Genomic DNA, 16,909 nt, shown 5'->3' on the forward strand with positions numbered 1-16,909 from the left:
TAATTAACGCAAAGATGTAATTATTCAAGCGTTAATTTTAGTTAGCAAGGGCAAATAAATTTGCTTCGCGAAGCTTGAATATCGCTTCGTCAAACCAACTTGATTTAAACTTTGCTCTTCATAGCGTTAGAAAGTATTTATTCTCCCGCTGATCTCACAGATTTCACAGATTAAATTCATGATTAAATTTTCAGGTTTTATAAATGCTGTGAAATCCGAGCAATCTGTGGGACTTAAGTATTAATTAAAAATAAAAAAAGCATCAGAAAAAATTCCGATGCTTTCATTATAATTAAATTATTTATTTAAGATTGAGAAGACTTTTCTGCCGATTTTTTTGGTTTTGAAGTCTTTCCGGTTAATCCGTCTTTTGCCTCATTGACATCAAGAACAACGGTTTCTCCTTCATTCAATTGCTTATTTACCAACATTTCAGCTAATAAATCCTCAATATATTTCTGGATGGCACGTTTCAATGGTCTTGCGCCGAAGTCTTTATCCCAGCCTTTTTCAGAAATAAAATCTTTCGCTTCCTCAGTTAATTCTACTTTATATCCTAATTTCTCAAGGCGGTTATATAATTTTCCAAGCTCAAGATCGATGATTTTCTTAATATCGCTCTGCTCAAGAGAATTAAAGATAATAATGTCATCAATTCTATTCAGGAATTCAGGAGCAAACGCTTTTTTAAGAGCATTTTCAATAGTGCTTCGGGCTCTTGTATCAGAGCTTGATTTTTTAGCAGAAGTACCGAATCCTACACCGTCTCCGAAATCTTTAAGATCTCTTGTACCAATATTTGAAGTTAAGATGATAATTGTATTTCTGAAGTCAATTTTTCTTCCTAAACTGTCGGTAACGTGACCTTCATCCAAAATCTGTAATAAGATATTAAATACATCAGGATGCGCTTTTTCAATCTCATCAAGAAGCACCACAGCATAAGGTTTTCTTCTTACCGCTTCTGTTAATTGTCCGCCTTCTTCGTATCCTACATATCCCGGAGGCGCACCCACTAATCTTGAGACTGCGAATTTTTCCATGTATTCACTCATGTCAATTCTGATTAATGCTTCATCAGAATCGAAGAGTTCTCTTGCCATTACTTTAGCCAGCTCGGTTTTACCAACTCCGGTTGTTCCTAAGAAAATAAAGGTACCAATCGGGCGGTTCGGATCTTTAAGACCTGCTCTGTTTCTCTGGATTGCTTTAACAACCTTTTTCACAGCATCTTCCTGACCGATTACTTTTCCGTTGAGGTTTCCATCCATTCCGGCAAGCTTATCAAGCTCGTTTTTACCTACTTTCGTTACAGGAACTCCGCTCATCATAGAAACCACTTCCGCTACATTCTCCTCCGTTACGGTTTCTTTTTTCTCTTTCACATCTTTATCCCACTTGTCCTGAGCAGAATTAAGCTCCATCTGAAGTCTTTCTTCTTCATCTTTCAGCTTTCTTGCTTCAAGATAATCCTGTGCTTTTACTGCCTTCTGTTTCAATTCCTTAATATCTTCGATTTTCTTTTCAAAATCAATGATTTCAGTAGGAACTTTCATGTTTTTAATATAAACACGGGAGCCGGCTTCATCCATTGCGTCAATTGCCTTATCCGGTAAAAAGCGGTCTGTAATATATCTTGATGTAAGATTTACACAGGCTAAAATTGCTTCTTCTGTATATACAACATTATGATGTTCTTCGTACTTATCTTTAATCTGATTCAGGATCTGAACGGTTTCATCAATAGAAGTAGGCTCCACCATTACTTTCTGGAATCTTCTCTCTAAAGCACCGTCTTTTTCGATGTATTGACGGTATTCATCCAGAGTTGTAGCCCCGATGCATTGAATCTCACCTCTTGCCAAAGCAGGTTTAAACATATTGGACGCATCTAAACTTCCTGTTGAACTTCCCGCACCAACGATGGTATGAAGCTCATCAATGAATAAGATCACATCTCTGTTCTTTTCCAGCTCAGTCATGATTGCTTTCATTCTTTCCTCAAACTGACCACGGTATTTTGTTCCGGCAACTAAACTTGCCAGATCCAGCGTGATGACTCTCTTATTGAAAAGAACTCTGGAAACTTTTTTCTGTTGAATTCTTAATGCTAAACCTTCCGCAATTGCAGATTTACCAACTCCCGGCTCCCCGATAAGAAGCGGATTATTTTTCTTTCTGCGGGATAAGATCTGGGAAACCCTTTCAATCTCTTTCTCACGGCCGATAACAGGGTCCAGTTTCCCGTCTCTTGCCAGAGAAGTGAGGTCTCTTCCGAAATTATCCAGAGTAGGGGTTTTGCTTTTTGCAGAGCCTAAATTTCCTGTAGGCTTTCTCATTTGCTCAAAATCCTCTCTTTCATCATCGTCATCATAAGCACTCATTTGCGGTGCCTGTCCGGAATTTTTCAGCATGGTCTGGTATTCCTTTGAAACTCCTTCATAGTCAATGTCATAAGCTCCTAGAATATTTGAAGTAGGATCCTCATATTTGTAAAGAATGCCCAAAAGCAAATGAACGGTATTAATCTCATTGCTTTTATATTGTCTGCATTCAAGTTCTGCACGTTTAACGGCATGATCTGCCATTTTAGTGAAAGAAATATTAGTAACCTCTTCAGATATAGGATTAAGACTTGCTGTATTTAAAGTTTCAATTTTTCTTCTGATCTGTGTTAAATCCGCATTAAGGTTTTGAAGGATTTCTTTTGCAGAGTTTTCCGTTTTTATAATACCTAAAAGTAGATGTTCTGTATTAAGAAATTCACTTTTCAGCCTTTTCGCTTCGCTTTTGCTTTGTTTGAACACCTGGCTCAAACCTTGTGAAAACTTATAATCCATAATATATCTCATTAGAATAAAAGCAGCATTGCCATTTATTCATTATCTAAATTACAAATATTTTACCAAAAACCAATAAATGACTTTATGGCAGAAAAAATTTTATTATCTTCCTGAAAATGATTAAGTTTGTGATCTTCTAAAATTCTCTCATGAACCCCGAAACGGCTGCCTATATCGGCTATTCTGCATCCCTGTTTATTGTATTGAGCTTCATCCTGAAAGATGTAAGAAAAATAAGGATTGTCAATATGATAGGGTGTATTTGTTTTGTCATTTATGGTATTTTCAACGGAATGCTCTGGCCGGTCATTATTCCCAACGGACTAATTTGTTTTATACAGATTTATTATCTTCTGTCCGATAAAATCAAAAGATGAACAGAAGAAAAATTATTATTTCTGCCTTTAGTAATCTTAATACAGATCAGCGTATCGAGAAGGTTTGTAAAACCATTCATGATAATGGTTATTCCATTGAATTGATTGGAAATACGTGGGCTGGAAGTGAAAAACTATCACGGTCTTATCCGGTTTCAAGAATACAACTGATTTCGAACAGCTTAAAAACCGCTTATTTTGAATTCAACTGGAAATTGTATTGGGAACTTAAAAAAAAGGCTGATAAGGAAACAATTCTTTACGCCAATGATCTGGATGCTCTGTTGCCTAATTATTTAATTGCTAAACAAAAACAGATTCCGCTGATTTTTGACAGTCATGAAATTTTTTCCGAAATGCCGGCAATTCAGGGCAAAATGTCACAAAAATTGTGGCGATATGTAGAGAAAAGCATACTTCCTAACCTCCGTTTTATGATTACAGCAAGTTCGGGCTATGCAAGGTGGTTTAAAGAACGATATGGAGTTGAGGCGGCTGTTGTGCAGAATGCACCCCGGAAACTTAATTTCAGTTTTGAAATTCCTGAAAACAATCCTAAAATAATTTTATATCAGGGAGTGATCAATCCATTCCGCGGTATAGATAAAGCCATTCTGGCCATGCATCATCTGGATCATGTGATTTTTAAAATTGCAGGCGACGGGCCCCGAAAGAAGGAGTATGAACAATTGGTCATAAACGAAAATCTTCAGGACAAGGTTTTGTTTTTAGGTAAACTCTCACCGGAAGATTTAAGGAATGTCACACTTACGGCAGATTGCGGAATGAGCATTGAAGAAAATGGAGGACAAAGCTATTATTACTCACTTCCCAATAAAGTGCTGGACTCTATTCAGGCACGGATTCCTTTAATATTGTCGGATCTTCCTGAAATGAAGAATATCAGGAATCAATATGATATTGGTGAAATTATAAAGGATCATCAGCCGGAAAATATTGCGGATGCGATTCGGACTGTTTTAAATAAAGGAAGACAAAATTATTTATCTGAACTGGAAAAAGCGGCTCATGTTCTGTGCTGGGAAAATGAAGAAGTAAAATTGCTGGAGGTTGTAAAAAAAGCATCTCTAGTTAATCTATTTTAATATTTAAAAGAATGTCTGCGGACCCTAGCCCTGATTGTCGCGACATCCTTTTACAGTTCGGGATCCGCTTTGCGGAGCCCGAACTGTAAAAGATACAGCAGAAAGCGGGAAAAGCTTCAGATAAATTAAAAATTTAGAATTAAAAACAGAATTTCCAGTCAGTTCTCATGATATTGATAATAAAATAATCTTTTTAAATTGGTTATCTTTGCCGAAAGAAATTAATCAAAATGACCATTAAGGAAAAACAGCAGGAAATAATCGATGAATTTGCTTTTCTTGACGACTGGGAACAGAAATATGAATACATCATAGATCTGGGCAAAGAACTGAAGGGGCTTCCTGACGATAAGAAGACAGAAGAAAACCTGATTAAAGGCTGCCAGAGTAAAGTCTGGATCGATGCAGAGTTCAGAGAAGACAGATTGTATTTCAATGCAGATTCCGACGGGATTTTGCCAAAAGGAATTGTTTCTCTTTTGGTAAGCATATACAGCGGACATACTACCCAGGAAATTTTGGACTCCGATTTTGATTTTATTTCACAGATCGGGCTTCAGGAGTTTTTGTCTCCTTCAAGAGCCAACGGATTAATGGCGATGACCAAACAGATTAAATTTTACGCTGTTGCCTACCAATTGAAATCGTAATTGTGACACGGATTTTAGCATATCGTTTTTCCGCTTTTGGTGATGTTGCCATGACGGTTCCGGTATTCCGGGAGTTTCTGGAACAAAATCCTGATGTAGAAATCATCATGGTTTCCAGAAGTAATTTTGAAGCCTTATTTGCGGATATCCCGAATGTTATATTTAAAGGAGTCAACCTTGATGACTACAAAGGTTTTTTTGGCCTCAACAGGCTGGCCAATGAACTTATCAAAGAGTTTCATCCTAACCTTATCGCCAACCTTCATGATGTGATCAGAACGAAAATCCTGGATAAAATTTATAGTACGAAAGGATTTAAGGTTTTTAAAATCAATAAAGGAAAAGAAGAAAAAGAACATTTGACGGATATTTGGAATCTGAATAAAATTCAGCTCAAAAGAACAGTAGAGCGATATGCCGATGTTTTTCGTGAAATGGGTTTTCAGGTGACACTTTCTCATGAGTTAAGACCTGCAAAATTCAATAAAGCTGGAATTGGTTTCGCTCCTTTCGCACAGCATAAAGGAAAAATGCTTCCTCTGGAAAAGTCCTATGAGCTGGCGAAAATATTATCTCTAAAAAATACCGTTTATTTTTTCGGTGGTGGGAAAGCGGAAGCCGAAATACTGGAAAAATGGGAAAAAGAAATCCCCAATACCCGAAACCTCGCAGGTAAACTGAATCTTACAGAGGAACTGGATACAATTGCAAAGTTAGAATTGATGATCTCTATGGATTCCGCAAATATGCATCTTGCCAGTCTTGTGGGAACACGGTGTGTTTCCGTTTGGGGGCAGACTCATCCTTACGCCGGATTTTTGGGATTCGGACAAAGTGAGGAGGATGTGGTTCAGGTAAAGGATCTTACATGCAGGCCGTGTTCTGTTTTTGGAGATAAAGAATGCTTCCGCGGTGACTGGGCTTGCCTGGAAGAGCTTAATATACAGAAGATTGTTGAGAAGATTTAATAATCTGTTTAAATAATGATTCTATAACTATCATTGGCACAGTATTTTAATATTTGTTTAAAAAAAGAGTTATGAAAGTATACAAAAAGATCGGGATAGCTGTTATCGTTGGAATGTTTGTAACGTCCTGTGTTGCGGTAAAATCTAATGGGAACAACGGATTACCTCCGGGACAAGTGAAGAAAATAACAGGAGCTAAATCGGCAAGAAATTATGCTCCGGGACATAATAAATAAATTAAGCTATAAAAAGAAACGTTCAGATCTCTGAGCGTTTTATTTTAGTTAAATTTTAAGGTGTATAAAACAAAAAAATCTCCCTTAAAAAAGAGAGATTTCTGTGGGTCCTGAGGGATTCGAACCCCCGACCCTCTGGGTGTAAACCAGATGCTCTGAACCAACTGAGCTAAGAACCCGAATTTTTTTAAAAGGTTTCGTTTCCTTTTCTGTGGGTCCTGAGGGATTCGAACCCCCGACCCTCTGGGTGTAAACCAGATGCTCTGAACCAACTGAGCTAAGAACCCTCTTTATCGTTGTTTCCTCGATTAGAGTGGTGCAAATATACGACTTATTCGGAAATCTCCAAATTTTTTTCTAAAAATTCTCCCACTACAAAATTACTTCCGCCGATAAAAATCATTTCATCATTTCTACAATTCTCTTTTGCAGCGAGATACGCTTCCTGTACCGAATTGAAAATTTTGTAAGAAATTTTTGCTTCCTGCAGCAAATCTTCATATTCCTGTGGTGGTCTGCCCCGTTGAATGGAAGGTTTTGCAAAATAAAACATGGCATTTGCAGACAAAATCTTCATCACATCATCTATCTTTTTGTCATTGACAAACCCTAAAACAATATGCTTATGCTTATTAATAGAACTGAGCTGGGCAAAAACATATTCCAGTCCGGCCTGATTATGTGCCGTATCACAAATGGTAAGCGGATTCTGTGAGAACTCAAACCATCGTCCGATGAAGCCTGTATTTTGATGAACCTTTAAAAGTCCTTCTTCAATATTTTTTTCAGAAACAACGAAATCAGTTTTTCGTAATTCTTCAATTAATGCTAAAACAACACGGATGTTTTTCTTTTGATAATTTCCTTTAAGATCAGAGGATAAATCCGTTTCCAGCAGGGTAGCATCTATAAACAGGGCATTTTCCCTGTCGGCTTTATCTTTAATGAGGTTTTTTACCACTTCATTTTCATCTCCTGAGATGATAGGAATATGGGATTTGATAATTCCGGCTTTCTCAACGGCGATTTCTTCAATTGTGTCTCCTAAAATATTCTGATGATCCAGCTGAACATTGGTAATGGCCGAAACCAGCGGCAGGATAATATTGGTAGAATCAAGCCTTCCGCCTAAGCCTACCTCAATAATGGCTACATCAACCTGTTGCTGATAAAAATATTCAAAAGCCATAATGGTGGTGAACTCAAAAAAAGAAGGTTGAATATCTTCTGGCAGATTTTTCAGTTTTTTGATAAAGTGATACACAAATTCTTTATCACATTTTTTACCATTGATTTTGATACGTTCCGTAAAATCAGTGAGGTGGGGCGAATTATAAAGACCCGTTTTATATCCGGATTCCTGTAGAACAGAAGCCAGCATATTGCTGGTGGATCCTTTCCCGTTGGTTCCTCCGATGTGGATGCATCTGATCTTTTCCTGGGGATTTCCGAAGAAATCACAGAGCTTTCTGATATTGTCTAACCCGGGTTTATATGCTTTCTGTCCATCAATCTGATAGTTTGGAGCCTGTACGAACAGCCATTCTACGGCTTCCTGATATTGCGCGGTTGTCATGGTGCAAAATTCTCAAAAGTTTGATTAAAATAAAACAATAATTTTGCGAAACTGTAACTTTTTTATTTTTGTCTCGTCTAATAGGGAAAAATCGGAATTATGAAAAAAGTTTTGACTATTATTTTGGGATTATCTTGCCTGGCTGTCAGCGCCCAGAAAAAGTGGTCTTTGCGGGAATGTGTGGATTATGCAACCAAACACAATCTTCAGGTAATCCAAAATGAATATTCGAAACAAATACAGGATCTCAACCTGAAAATTGCCAGAAAAAATTATCTTCCTTCCGTATCCGCTAATGTAGGAAACAGTGTTAGTTTCGGGCAGGCTTCTTTGGGAACAGGAAGTATCAGGAATGACAGGTTCAGCAATAATGCCAATTTGGGGGCAGATATCCTGGTTTATAACAACGGCAGACTTGAAAAAACCATCAGAAAGACCGAATTTGACGTAGAAGCAAGTCAATACGATATAGAGACGATCAAAAATGATATTTCACTTCAAATTGCACAACAGTATCTGACAACTTTACTCAACAAAGAAATTGTTAAAATTTCCCAGGCAGCTGTTGAAAATGCCCAAAAGCAGTACGACCGGTCTAAAATTACCACCGAAGTAGGAACAACGGCTCAAACGGTTCTGGCAGAGGCAGAAGCAGGTCTTGCAAGAGAGAAGCAAAATCTTAAAACCGCTGAAATCAATGTGGGAAGAAGTTTATTTGCATTGGCTCAGCTTCTTCAGCTTCAGGATTATAAGGATTTTGATGTTGAAGATGTTAATGTACCTGATCAGTTGGCGCCGCAACTAATAGCTGTAGATGAAGTTTTAGCAACAGCGTATGAAACCCAGCCGCAGGTAAAAGCTGCAGAAAGCAGAATCCGGTCGGCAGAAGCACAAACTGAAGTTACGAGAACCGCTTTCTGGCCTACTGTAACGGCTAGCGCGGGAATCGGAAGTTTTTATAACAACCTTTTGAATACAAGAACAACAGGGTACGATCAGTTCGGAAATCCCATTGCGGAGCCTACATTCTTCAATCAGTATAAAGATAATTTCGGGCAGAATATTGGAGTCTCAGTGAATATCCCTATTTTTAATAAAGGAATAACCAAACTTCAGGTAGAGCAGTCGAAGCTTCAGGAAAGTATTGCAAAAACAACCATGCAGCAACAAAAACAGATAGTGCGCGAAAATGTTCAAAAAGCTCAGTTTGACGTGGATGCGAATTATGAAATTTATTTATCAGCAGTTCAGGCCGAGAAAAGTACAAAACTGGCTCTTGATTTTGCCGATAAAAGCTATGCGGCAGGAAGATCTACGATCTACGATGTCAATATTGCAAGAAACAACTATGCCAATGCGCAGGGATCTGTGGCTCAGGCAAAATATAATTATCTTTTCAGTCTTAAATTGTTGAATTTCTATGCAGGAATTCCACTAAGTTTGTAAAATGTCTATACAATCGTTAGAAAAATATTTACCCCAAAATACATTACAATATTTAAAAATCTGGTTTGCAGATTATTACATCCACATAAAAATTACAAGAAACAGGAATTCCAAGCTTGGAGATTACCGTAAACTTCCGGATAATTCCCATGAAATCACCATTAATTCCACACTGGTTCCGGAGCTGTTTTTTTTCGTGCTTACTCATGAGCTTGCTCATCTTATCGCTTTCGAAAGATATGGCAGAAGAATATCTCCACACGGTAACGAATGGAAAGAAACCTTCAAACAGATGCTGTTGCAGAGTATTGATGTTTATGATGAAAATCTGAAACCCATCATTGTAAAATTTTCCCAATCTCCAAAAGCGAACTTCATGGCAAGCCCGGATCTCGTCAAGTATTTCCATATTGAAAAACAGGATGATGCGCTTGTATTTATTGAAAATCTCCAAAAAGGCGATTTCTTTATTTACCGAAATGAGAAGTATTTATTGGAAGGTCTTATCAAAAAAAACTATCTTTGTAAGAACCTGGCTACGGGAAGGAAGTATTCTTTCAAGCCTTTGGCAAGGGTAGAGAAATATACTTAATAATGTCAAAATCAAATAGATATTGCGTGATTATGGCGGGAGGAATCGGCAGTAGATTCTGGCCGTTAAGTACGCAAAAGTTTCCGAAACAGTTTCAGGATATTTTAGGCGTGGGACGCACCATGATCCAACAGACGTATGACAGGATCAGCAAGATCATTCCTGATGCAAATATTTTTGTAATTACCAATAAAGAATATGTTGAGCTTTCGCATCAGCAACTGCCGGAAATTCCCCAGGAAAATATTGTTGGAGAGCCTTTGTTGAAAAATACAGCGCCTTGCAATCTTTATATGGCCAACAAAATTGCTGAAATTGATCCCGATGCCACCATGATTGTTCTGCCGGCTGACCATCTTATTTTAAAAGAAGAAACTTTTCTTCAGAAAGTGGAAGTGGCTTTTGATCTGGCCGCTAAAAATGATTACCTGGTTACCCTCGGCATTACGCCTACGAGACCGGATACCGGATACGGATACATCCAGTTTGTGGATAAACATGATTCTGATTATTACAAAGTAAAAACTTTTACGGAAAAACCAATCCTTGAAATCGCAAAAAGTTTTCTTGAAAGCGGAGATTTCCTTTGGAATGCCGGAATATTTATATGGAATGTTAAAAGTATTCAACATGCTTTCGAAAAATATCTCCCGGAAATGGCCCAGCACTTCATGGCTTGCGAATACAATGCTGAAGGGGAGCAAAGCTGTATTGAACTGATTTATCCTAAACTACAGAAAATCTCAATTGATAACGGGATTTTGGAAAAAGCTAAAAATGTTTATGTAATTCCTGCGGATCTTGGATGGAGTGACCTGGGAACATGGACATCCGTGTTTGAAAATACGGAAAAAGACGAAAACCAGAATGCCACAAAGCAAAAGCATATTTTAACCTACAATGCGGAGGGGAATATTATCAATATAAAAAACAGTAACAAAGCGGTTATTGTAGATTCTCTGAAAGATTTTATTATCGTAGATACAGAAAAGGTTCTGCTCATCTGCCCTAAAGAGCATGATCAGCTGATCAAGGATTATGTACTGGATCTGAAAAACCTTAAAAAAGGAGATAAGTTCATGTAAAATAATTCGAATTGATCTTCGTTCTTTATTTATGATAAATTTTACATACAGACTTGCTGCGTTCATTTGCTTTTTATCCGGAATAGCACTGTCTGCTCAGGAAAAAAAACAGTTTCCCGGAGTTTCATCAATTTTACAGAATATAATTCCTGATGCAAAAAATGATTCGTGGATGCTGATTCATAAAAGCTACGGGAAAGATAACATTATAAAACAGTCAGGACAAAAAAAAGATTTTGAATCTCAACCTTCAGGATTCAATATAGGAATCGCTGATGAAGATGCGTTCTACTATATCGTGGATGTATCAAAGGGTACCCCGGAATATATTACCGATCTTACAGCACTTAAGAAATTTGTCGGTAAAGTGGATAATATTCAGGATGCAGCAGTTTTTGCCGTAACGGAAGGGTATATTATCGATGAAGAATTCAGAGATCTGGCGGCCAATTATTACCAGGATTCAGCCAACTATTACTTGGATTTAGGAAAACTCACATCAAAAGAATGTCCCTATCAGAAAAAGCATTTTACCTTAACAATTCCGAAATCCGGGCAAACAATTTTAAACGTAAAAGAAAACGGATCTTATATAGAGCTCTATAATAAAAAATGCACCAACAATCCGAGGCTGCTCAAACTTGAAAAAAAAGAAGAACCAAAAGATGAGCCTAAAAAATCAAACAAATCTACAAAACGGAGATAAGTTTTACGAAACGGAACGACTGATTCTGCGTCCTATGGCTGTAGAAGATGCAGAGTTTATCCTGGAGCTTTATAACAGTCCCAAGTTTATCAGGTATATTGGTGACCGCTATATCAGGACGGTTGCTGATGCGGAAAATTATATTGAAAAAAGATTTCTTCCTCAATTTGAAAAGCTGGGTTTCGGGAATTATTTAATTTTAACCAAAGAAGGAAATCACAAAATCGGAGGTGTGGGCATATTTGAAAGAGATGGCCTTGAAGTCGTTGATATCGGATTTTCTCTCTTGGAAGGATTTGAAGGAAAAGGATATGCTTACGAAGCAGCTTTAAAAATAAAATCGGTTGGGATGAATGATTTTGGCTTAACAAAGCTTTCAGCAATTACTACAAAAGATAATGCTTCTTCCCAAAAATTAATTGAAAAGTTAGGTTTAAAGTTTCAGCGTTTTGTAAAAATTCCGAACGATCCCGAAGAACTGATGTACTACGAAACAGAATAATTTTATGGTTCTTGTCTTGATTGTCATGCTGAAAGCATCCAGGTATAGTATTGTAAAATAGTATGGATTTTGAAAGGCTTGAGATTAGATGCTTTCAGCATACACTTAGATTAACTATCCTTCCAAAATCTGTTCGGCCGCAGTCTTCGAGGTTACTTTTTCAATCACTCTTTCACAAATTCCTTTTTCATCAAAAATAAAGGTCGTTCTCACAATTCCCATATACGTTTTGCCGAAAGTCGTTTTTTCCTGCCAAACCCCGAATTTCTCAAGAATTTCATGGCTTTCATCAGCAATGAGATCATATGGGAAAGCAAACTTGCTGTGGAAGTTTTTCTGCTTCTTTACCGAATCGCCACTGATTCCCAATAGTTGAAAACCGGCCTTTTCCAGTTTTGAGTAATTATCACTCAGGTTACAGGCTTCTACTGTGCAGGTTGGAGTATTCGCCTGCGGATAAAAGAAAATCACCAGTTTTTTTCCGATTAATTGTTCAGAACGTACCGTTTCTCCATCCTGATTGAGTCCTTCAAATTGAGGTAATTTGTCGCCAACTTTAAGCATAATGTTTATTTTTGTTCAAATTTAATGGTTACATGACAAAAAAGCAAAGAGCTGAACTCGTTCAGAGAGAATTGGAAAAATTGTATCCCCAAGTACCTATTCCTTTGGATCATACCGATCCGTATACTCTAATGGTTGCGGTGGCACTTTCGGCACAGACTACCGATAAAAAAGTGAACCAGGTTACTCCGGAGCTGTTCCGGGTTGCAGGGACCCCCGAAAAGATGGCGCAATTGGAAGTGGAAGAAATAAGGGAGCTGATCAAAGAAATCGGGTTATCCAATACAAAGGCCAGAAACCTGAAAAGAATGGCAGAACTGCTTTTGGAAAGACATAATGGGGTAGTGCCGCAAACGTATGAAGAACTTGAAGCATTGCCTGGCGTCGGTCACAAAACGGCTTCAGTAGTAATGAGCCAGGGTTTCGGATTTCCTGCATTTCCGGTGGACACCCATATTCATCGTTTGATGACACAGTGGAAACTGACTTCCGGAAAAAACGTCGTAGAAACAGAAAAAGATGCAAAAGCAATATGGCCGGAAAGTGTTTGGAATAAACTCCATCTTCAGATTATTTTCTACGGAAGAGAATATTCTCCGGCAAGAGGAAAAGGAGAGAAAGATTTTATTACGAAAATGCTGTTTGAAAAATAATGAAGCATACAAATTCCCCTCCTTTGGAGGGGTGGCGAAAATTCGAGAGAATTTTTGACGGGGTGGTTAAAAAGAGAACTATACGTCAAGCAACCTGCGATGATAATTAACCTGTCCCAAATGATAGCTTAAATGCCCGAACAAATGAATCAGGAAATATTCTGTGGTCATAGAATAACCCAGAGGCTGTTCAGGATACTCTTTCTGAAGATCCTCTGCAGATAGCTTTTCAAGCGTAAGGGCTACCGTTTCAATCGTCTTATCGATCTGCTGAATCAGTTTGGTTCTCAAAATATCTTTTAAAGAAAATTCAAGCTCTCTGTTTCGTATATAGCCTGAATTTCCAAGCATCATTCCAATATAATGGTTGAGGTTTCCAATCAAATGAAGACAAAGGTTTCCGGCAGAATTAGAAATATTTTTGTCTGTTTTCCAGATATTTACTTCATCTTGATAAGAATCAATTTCTGTTCTTAATTTATTTAAATCTCTTTTGAAAAGGGACAGTAAGCTTTGTTTCATTTATTTGATTTTTGTTCTGAAATATCCTTGAAAAAATTTAGTAACCGACGAATCAATTTTAGTTTTATACTTTATAAATCCGTAAATGCTGTCGTTTCTTTTAAATTTCGACTTATCAAGAGTCAAATTCTGATAAACGGGAGAAGAATTTATAAATTTGACTTCACCTTTTCGAGTTTTGGGATCAATATCTCTGATCAAAAATTGATCCTCAGAAACCTTTATCAAGACACCGTTTCCAAAATATCCGTTATAATTATTCAGCCAAATGCTAAGAGTATCATTTTTGTACTGTGCAGAACATTTATAATCGTCAAATGTAAAGAATTGTAATCTTTTTCTTCTTTCTAAAAACATCTCATAATAATAATCTTCTTGTACAATAAATGCCGTCCTTGATGTACTTTCAATTTTTTCACTTTTATATAATATTAGCTCAGGATATTTTGAAATGAGTTTAAATGTATCATTTTTATTCAATTTTTTATCAATCTTAAATTTTTCAAACTTCTCCATTTTACTTTTTCCGGATTCACAGCTTAAAAAGAGTATCCCCAAAGCAAAAATTATGATGAAGTAAATGGGCCTCATCATGGTTACTTAAAATATCTAAACAAAAAGGCACAAAAAAGATTCATGATTTCAATTTTTAATGAGGAATTTCTTCAATAAGAATTTTATTTCCCGATTTATCATAATAAATACAGGTAAACTGATCAAGATCCACAATCCACTTCTCAATTCCTGTCCGGGCACAGTCTTCGCAGAATTTCATATAATCCGTTTCACCCCGCTGATGGCTTTTCAGTTGGTTAACAAATAATTCTTTATCAACCGTGTTTTCAACGGTTAGCTCATCATACTGAGGTTGGGATTTTGTGGTGTAGCCATTCTCTCCGACATATTCCGTATGACTGTCTTTTACCCAGGTTTCGAAAGACCGTACTCCGAATTCTTTTATCTCTTGAATGTAAACCGGAAAATCTGCTCCCGATTTTACTTTGGCGTGTGCCGCTTCAATCTGTTCTACGGTAAACATTTTTATTTGTATTTTTTTAAACTTGATTTTAGTGCAAAAGAGGCAAATAATTTTAAAAATATTTAATTAAAGTCAATTAAAAGTTTTCAAAAGCGTATGTTTTCTTTTAAATTCTATTGATTTTTCTCAAGAATTTTATCTAAATCTTTGTTTCTTTTACGGTAAAAATTACTTATTTCTGCTTTTGCGCCCACAATTCCATTTTCCGGTTCAGGACATCCAGAGGAAGACAGCCCTGATTCAGGATTTCATCATGAAACTTGGCCAGACTAAATTCGCTTCCCAGCTCTTTCTGATATTTTTCCCTCAGCTCACGAATTCTTAAAGATCCTATTTTATACCCTAAAGCTTGTCCCGGCATGGCCATATAGCGTTCTACTTCAGCCGTTGCGCCGCCTTCATCATAAGAAATATTACTTAAAAAGTATTTGATTGCCTCTTCTCTTGTCATTCTTCCGGTATGAAGGCCGGTATCAACCACCAATCTTACAGCTCTCAGCATTTGATCACTTAAATAGCCCATTTTCTGATAAGGGTCCGTATACAACCCGAATTCAGGGCCTAAAGTCTCACAGTAATGCGCCCATCCTTCACCATACGCACCAAACCATCCGAATCTCATGAATTTGGGGAGTCTGGTGTTTTCCTGCTGCAAAGAAACCTGGTAGTGATGTCCCGGAATTGCCTCATGCAAAAATAAAGACTCCATTCCGGAAGTTACATTGAATTTTGAAGGATCCGGAAGCGGAACATAGAAAATTCCCGGTCTTTTTCCATCCGGTGTTCCCTGTATATATTCGGCGCTCGCACTGGCTTCCCTGAATTTTTCGGTCTGTCTGATCTCAAATTTCGTCTTTGGAGTTACAGAAAACATCGTTTTCAGCTTAGGAGTAATTTTCGTTAAAATTCCATTAAAAGCATCCAGTGCTTCTTTTGATGTTTTGTAAGGCATCGCTTTCGGATCTGTTTTTACATAGCTGATGAATTCTTCAAGTGTTCCGCTAAAGCCCACCTGCTGTTTTACTTTTTCCATCTCGGCACGAAGCATGGCAACCTGCTGAAGCCCGATTTTATTGATTTCTTCTGGCGTTTTATCGGTAGTGGTCCAGCTTTTAGCATAATACTGATATATTTCTTTTCCATTGGGAAGACTGTTGTAGCCATCTGTATCTCTTGCTTTTGGCAGGTATTCTTTTTCTAAAAAATCTCCCATTTTTGTATAAGCCGGAATGATCTTCTGGGTAATGGCATCTTTATACAATTTTGAAAACCTATCTTTTTGCTCTTTGCTGAAATCTTTCGGAAAATTTCGTATCGGTCCGTAAAAAATATTTTTATCCAGATCTGCCGTGATGATTTCTTCAGCTCTCATTTGTGGGATCATCTTGGCAACCAGTTTTTTAGGCAAGACCATTTTATTGCTGATCCCTTCCCGGAAATTATCCGTCGCAGCATTCATCCAGTCCGGAAACTTTTCCATTCTTTTAAGCCAGTCGCTGTAGTCTTTTTCGGTTTTAAAGGGCTGGCTTCCTTCTCCGCTTCCGTACAGCGGAAAGTTCAGCGGCAGTCCGCCAAACTGAGTAAAAGGGATATATTCGGGATGATAATCATACGCCTGGATTTTATCTTTCAGGGTAAAATTCAGGACATCATACACTACTTTATCTTCATCGGAAAGGTTTTTATAATCCACATTTTCAAGCTGCTTTTCTACAGATCGATAAAAAGCCACTTCCCCGGAAATAAAATCTTTATCAATGGTAATGGGAAGCTGGTCATTATATCGTAAGTCACCCTGCGCAGTGGCATCAAGCGGATAAAGTTTCAGGTATTGCTCATAATAATTGGAAGCAATAGAATCAAGATTAGAAGGGGTAACCTTGGTTAAAGGAGAATCAGATTTTTTGCAGGAAGCAAGACTCAGCACCAGGCTAAAACCTATAATACTTTTTGATATAATATGTTTCATTCTTCGGAATTCTTTATAAAAAACAAATGTAAATATTTAAAGTATAAAAGCGGTAAAAGATTTCTGCATGGGTAG

18 protein-coding genes and 2 tRNA genes are annotated in these 16,909 nt (G+C 37.4%); 11 read left to right on the forward strand and 9 right to left on the reverse strand.

What is annotated here, in order from left to right:
- Positions 1-305: 305 nt before the first annotated feature.
- Positions 306-2,840 carry an ATP-dependent Clp protease ATP-binding subunit gene (locus BUA76_RS11810; RefSeq protein WP_072885070.1) on the reverse strand — a complete coding sequence of 845 codons (2,535 nt, stop codon included), beginning with the start codon at positions 2,838-2,840 and terminating at the stop codon, positions 306-308.
- Between the two features lie 152 nt (positions 2,841-2,992).
- Between BUA76_RS11810 and BUA76_RS11815 the strand changes: the two genes are divergently transcribed.
- From BUA76_RS11815 to BUA76_RS19280, 5 genes are all read left to right on the forward strand, one after another.
- Entirely contained in the window at positions 2,993-3,220 is a 228-nt protein-coding gene (locus tag BUA76_RS11815; RefSeq protein WP_072885008.1) for a uroporphyrinogen decarboxylase, read from the forward strand.
- The gene (locus tag BUA76_RS11820; RefSeq protein WP_072885009.1) at positions 3,217-4,326 is read left to right on the forward strand and encodes a glycosyltransferase; all 1,110 of its coding nucleotides are present in this window, start codon (positions 3,217-3,219) and stop codon (positions 4,324-4,326) included. The genes BUA76_RS11815 and BUA76_RS11820 overlap by 4 nt, the downstream gene beginning before the upstream one ends.
- Before the next feature lie 230 nt (positions 4,327-4,556).
- A complete protein-coding gene (locus tag BUA76_RS11825; protein WP_072885010.1) occupies positions 4,557-4,976 on the forward strand; it encodes a SufE family protein in 420 nt (139 codons plus the stop codon).
- 2 nt (positions 4,977-4,978) lie between these two features.
- Complete coding sequence (locus BUA76_RS11830) at positions 4,979-5,944, forward strand: glycosyltransferase family 9 protein (protein ID WP_228408486.1); 966 nt, start codon at positions 4,979-4,981, stop codon at positions 5,942-5,944.
- A gap of 71 nt (positions 5,945-6,015) precedes the next feature.
- Positions 6,016-6,180 (forward strand): hypothetical protein, encoded by a 165-nt coding sequence (locus BUA76_RS19280; RefSeq protein WP_178337335.1) that lies wholly within the window; start codon positions 6,016-6,018, stop codon positions 6,178-6,180.
- Positions 6,181-6,284: 104 nt separating this feature from the next.
- Here BUA76_RS19280 and BUA76_RS11835 read toward each other — a convergent pair.
- The 3 genes from BUA76_RS11835 to BUA76_RS11845 all read right to left on the reverse strand — a co-directional run bounded on the left by BUA76_RS11835 (position 6,285) and on the right by BUA76_RS11845 (position 7,756).
- Positions 6,285-6,359: transfer RNA gene (locus BUA76_RS11835), tRNA-Val, on the reverse strand.
- A 33-nt stretch (positions 6,360-6,392) separates the two neighbouring features.
- Positions 6,393-6,467 (reverse strand) — tRNA-Val (locus BUA76_RS11840).
- A 44-nt stretch (positions 6,468-6,511) separates the two neighbouring features.
- The gene (locus tag BUA76_RS11845; RefSeq protein ID WP_072885012.1) at positions 6,512-7,756 is read right to left on the reverse strand and encodes a bifunctional folylpolyglutamate synthase/dihydrofolate synthase; all 1,245 of its coding nucleotides are present in this window, start codon (positions 7,754-7,756) and stop codon (positions 6,512-6,514) included.
- 99 nt (positions 7,757-7,855) lie between these two features.
- Between BUA76_RS11845 and BUA76_RS11850 the strand changes: the two genes are divergently transcribed.
- Genes BUA76_RS11850 through BUA76_RS11870 form a run of 5 tightly spaced genes read left to right on the forward strand, consistent with a single transcriptional unit; the run spans position 7,856 to position 12,087 of the window.
- Complete coding sequence (locus BUA76_RS11850; protein WP_072885013.1) at positions 7,856-9,202, forward strand: TolC family protein; 1,347 nt, start codon at positions 7,856-7,858, stop codon at positions 9,200-9,202.
- A gap of 1 nt (position 9,203) precedes the next feature.
- Positions 9,204-9,794 carry a SprT-like domain-containing protein gene (locus BUA76_RS11855; RefSeq protein WP_072885014.1) on the forward strand — a complete coding sequence of 197 codons (591 nt, stop codon included), beginning with the start codon at positions 9,204-9,206 and terminating at the stop codon, positions 9,792-9,794.
- A gap of 2 nt (positions 9,795-9,796) precedes the next feature.
- The gene (locus BUA76_RS11860; RefSeq protein WP_072885015.1) at positions 9,797-10,879 is read left to right on the forward strand and encodes a mannose-1-phosphate guanylyltransferase; all 1,083 of its coding nucleotides are present in this window, start codon (positions 9,797-9,799) and stop codon (positions 10,877-10,879) included.
- A 31-nt stretch (positions 10,880-10,910) separates the two neighbouring features.
- Positions 10,911-11,585: a hypothetical protein gene (locus BUA76_RS11865; protein WP_072885016.1), complete on the forward strand. Its 675-nt coding sequence runs from the start codon at positions 10,911-10,913 to the stop codon at positions 11,583-11,585.
- The gene (locus BUA76_RS11870) at positions 11,545-12,087 is read left to right on the forward strand and encodes a GNAT family N-acetyltransferase (protein ID WP_072885017.1); all 543 of its coding nucleotides are present in this window, start codon (positions 11,545-11,547) and stop codon (positions 12,085-12,087) included. The genes BUA76_RS11865 and BUA76_RS11870 overlap by 41 nt, the downstream gene beginning before the upstream one ends.
- A 114-nt stretch (positions 12,088-12,201) precedes the next feature.
- On the opposite strand, the gene bcp is transcribed toward BUA76_RS11870, so the two are convergent.
- A complete protein-coding gene (bcp, locus tag BUA76_RS11875) occupies positions 12,202-12,651 on the reverse strand; it encodes a thioredoxin-dependent thiol peroxidase (protein ID WP_072885018.1) in 450 nt (149 codons plus the stop codon).
- Positions 12,652-12,683: 32 nt separating this feature from the next.
- Between bcp and BUA76_RS11880 the strand changes: the two genes are divergently transcribed.
- Positions 12,684-13,304 (forward strand): endonuclease III domain-containing protein, encoded by a 621-nt coding sequence (locus BUA76_RS11880; protein WP_072885019.1) that lies wholly within the window; start codon positions 12,684-12,686, stop codon positions 13,302-13,304.
- A 78-nt stretch (positions 13,305-13,382) separates the two neighbouring features.
- On the opposite strand, the gene BUA76_RS11885 is transcribed toward BUA76_RS11880, so the two are convergent.
- From BUA76_RS11885 to BUA76_RS11900, 4 genes are all read right to left on the reverse strand, one after another.
- Positions 13,383-13,826: a DinB family protein gene (locus BUA76_RS11885; RefSeq protein WP_072885020.1), complete on the reverse strand. Its 444-nt coding sequence runs from the start codon at positions 13,824-13,826 to the stop codon at positions 13,383-13,385.
- Positions 13,827-14,342 (reverse strand): hypothetical protein, encoded by a 516-nt coding sequence (locus tag BUA76_RS11890; RefSeq protein WP_143149905.1) that lies wholly within the window; start codon positions 14,340-14,342, stop codon positions 13,827-13,829. It lies immediately after the preceding gene.
- 133 nt (positions 14,343-14,475) lie between these two features.
- Positions 14,476-14,865, reverse strand: a complete 390-nt coding sequence (locus BUA76_RS11895) for a DUF1398 domain-containing protein (RefSeq protein ID WP_072885022.1) — start codon at positions 14,863-14,865, stop codon at positions 14,476-14,478.
- A 172-nt stretch (positions 14,866-15,037) separates the two neighbouring features.
- The gene (locus BUA76_RS11900) at positions 15,038-16,834 is read right to left on the reverse strand and encodes a DUF885 domain-containing protein (protein WP_072885023.1); all 1,797 of its coding nucleotides are present in this window, start codon (positions 16,832-16,834) and stop codon (positions 15,038-15,040) included.
- Positions 16,835-16,909 lie beyond the last annotated feature (75 nt).

The organism is Chryseobacterium takakiae (assembly GCF_900129385.1).
Lineage (GTDB): Bacteria > Bacteroidota > Bacteroidia > Flavobacteriales > Weeksellaceae > Chryseobacterium > Chryseobacterium takakiae.

Coding starts and splice junctions, on each gene's coding strand:
- BUA76_RS11815 (WP_072885008.1), top strand. CDS start 2,993: ATGAACCCCGAAACGGCTGCCTATATCGGCTATTCTGCATCCCTGTTT.
- bcp (WP_072885018.1), bottom strand. CDS start 12,651: ATGCTTAAAGTTGGCGACAAATTACCTCAATTTGAAGGACTCAATCAG.
- BUA76_RS11825 (WP_072885010.1), top strand. CDS start 4,557: ATGACCATTAAGGAAAAACAGCAGGAAATAATCGATGAATTTGCTTTT.
- BUA76_RS11885 (WP_072885020.1), bottom strand. CDS start 13,826: ATGAAACAAAGCTTACTGTCCCTTTTCAAAAGAGATTTAAATAAATTA.
- BUA76_RS11860 (WP_072885015.1), top strand. CDS start 9,797: ATGTCAAAATCAAATAGATATTGCGTGATTATGGCGGGAGGAATCGGC.
- BUA76_RS11900 (WP_072885023.1), bottom strand. CDS start 16,834: ATGAAACATATTATATCAAAAAGTATTATAGGTTTTAGCCTGGTGCTG.
- BUA76_RS11810 (WP_072885070.1), bottom strand. CDS start 2,840: ATGGATTATAAGTTTTCACAAGGTTTGAGCCAGGTGTTCAAACAAAGC.
- BUA76_RS11845 (WP_072885012.1), bottom strand. CDS start 7,756: ATGACAACCGCGCAATATCAGGAAGCCGTAGAATGGCTGTTCGTACAG.
- BUA76_RS11820 (WP_072885009.1), top strand. CDS start 3,217: ATGAACAGAAGAAAAATTATTATTTCTGCCTTTAGTAATCTTAATACA.
- BUA76_RS11895 (WP_072885022.1), bottom strand. CDS start 14,865: ATGTTTACCGTAGAACAGATTGAAGCGGCACACGCCAAAGTAAAATCG.
- BUA76_RS19280 (WP_178337335.1), top strand. CDS start 6,016: ATGAAAGTATACAAAAAGATCGGGATAGCTGTTATCGTTGGAATGTTT.
- BUA76_RS11865 (WP_072885016.1), top strand. CDS start 10,911: ATGATAAATTTTACATACAGACTTGCTGCGTTCATTTGCTTTTTATCC.
- BUA76_RS11870 (WP_072885017.1), top strand. CDS start 11,545: ATGAGCCTAAAAAATCAAACAAATCTACAAAACGGAGATAAGTTTTAC.
- BUA76_RS11880 (WP_072885019.1), top strand. CDS start 12,684: ATGACAAAAAAGCAAAGAGCTGAACTCGTTCAGAGAGAATTGGAAAAA.
- BUA76_RS11850 (WP_072885013.1), top strand. CDS start 7,856: ATGAAAAAAGTTTTGACTATTATTTTGGGATTATCTTGCCTGGCTGTC.
- BUA76_RS11855 (WP_072885014.1), top strand. CDS start 9,204: ATGTCTATACAATCGTTAGAAAAATATTTACCCCAAAATACATTACAA.
- BUA76_RS11890 (WP_143149905.1), bottom strand. CDS start 14,342: ATGGAGAAGTTTGAAAAATTTAAGATTGATAAAAAATTGAATAAAAAT.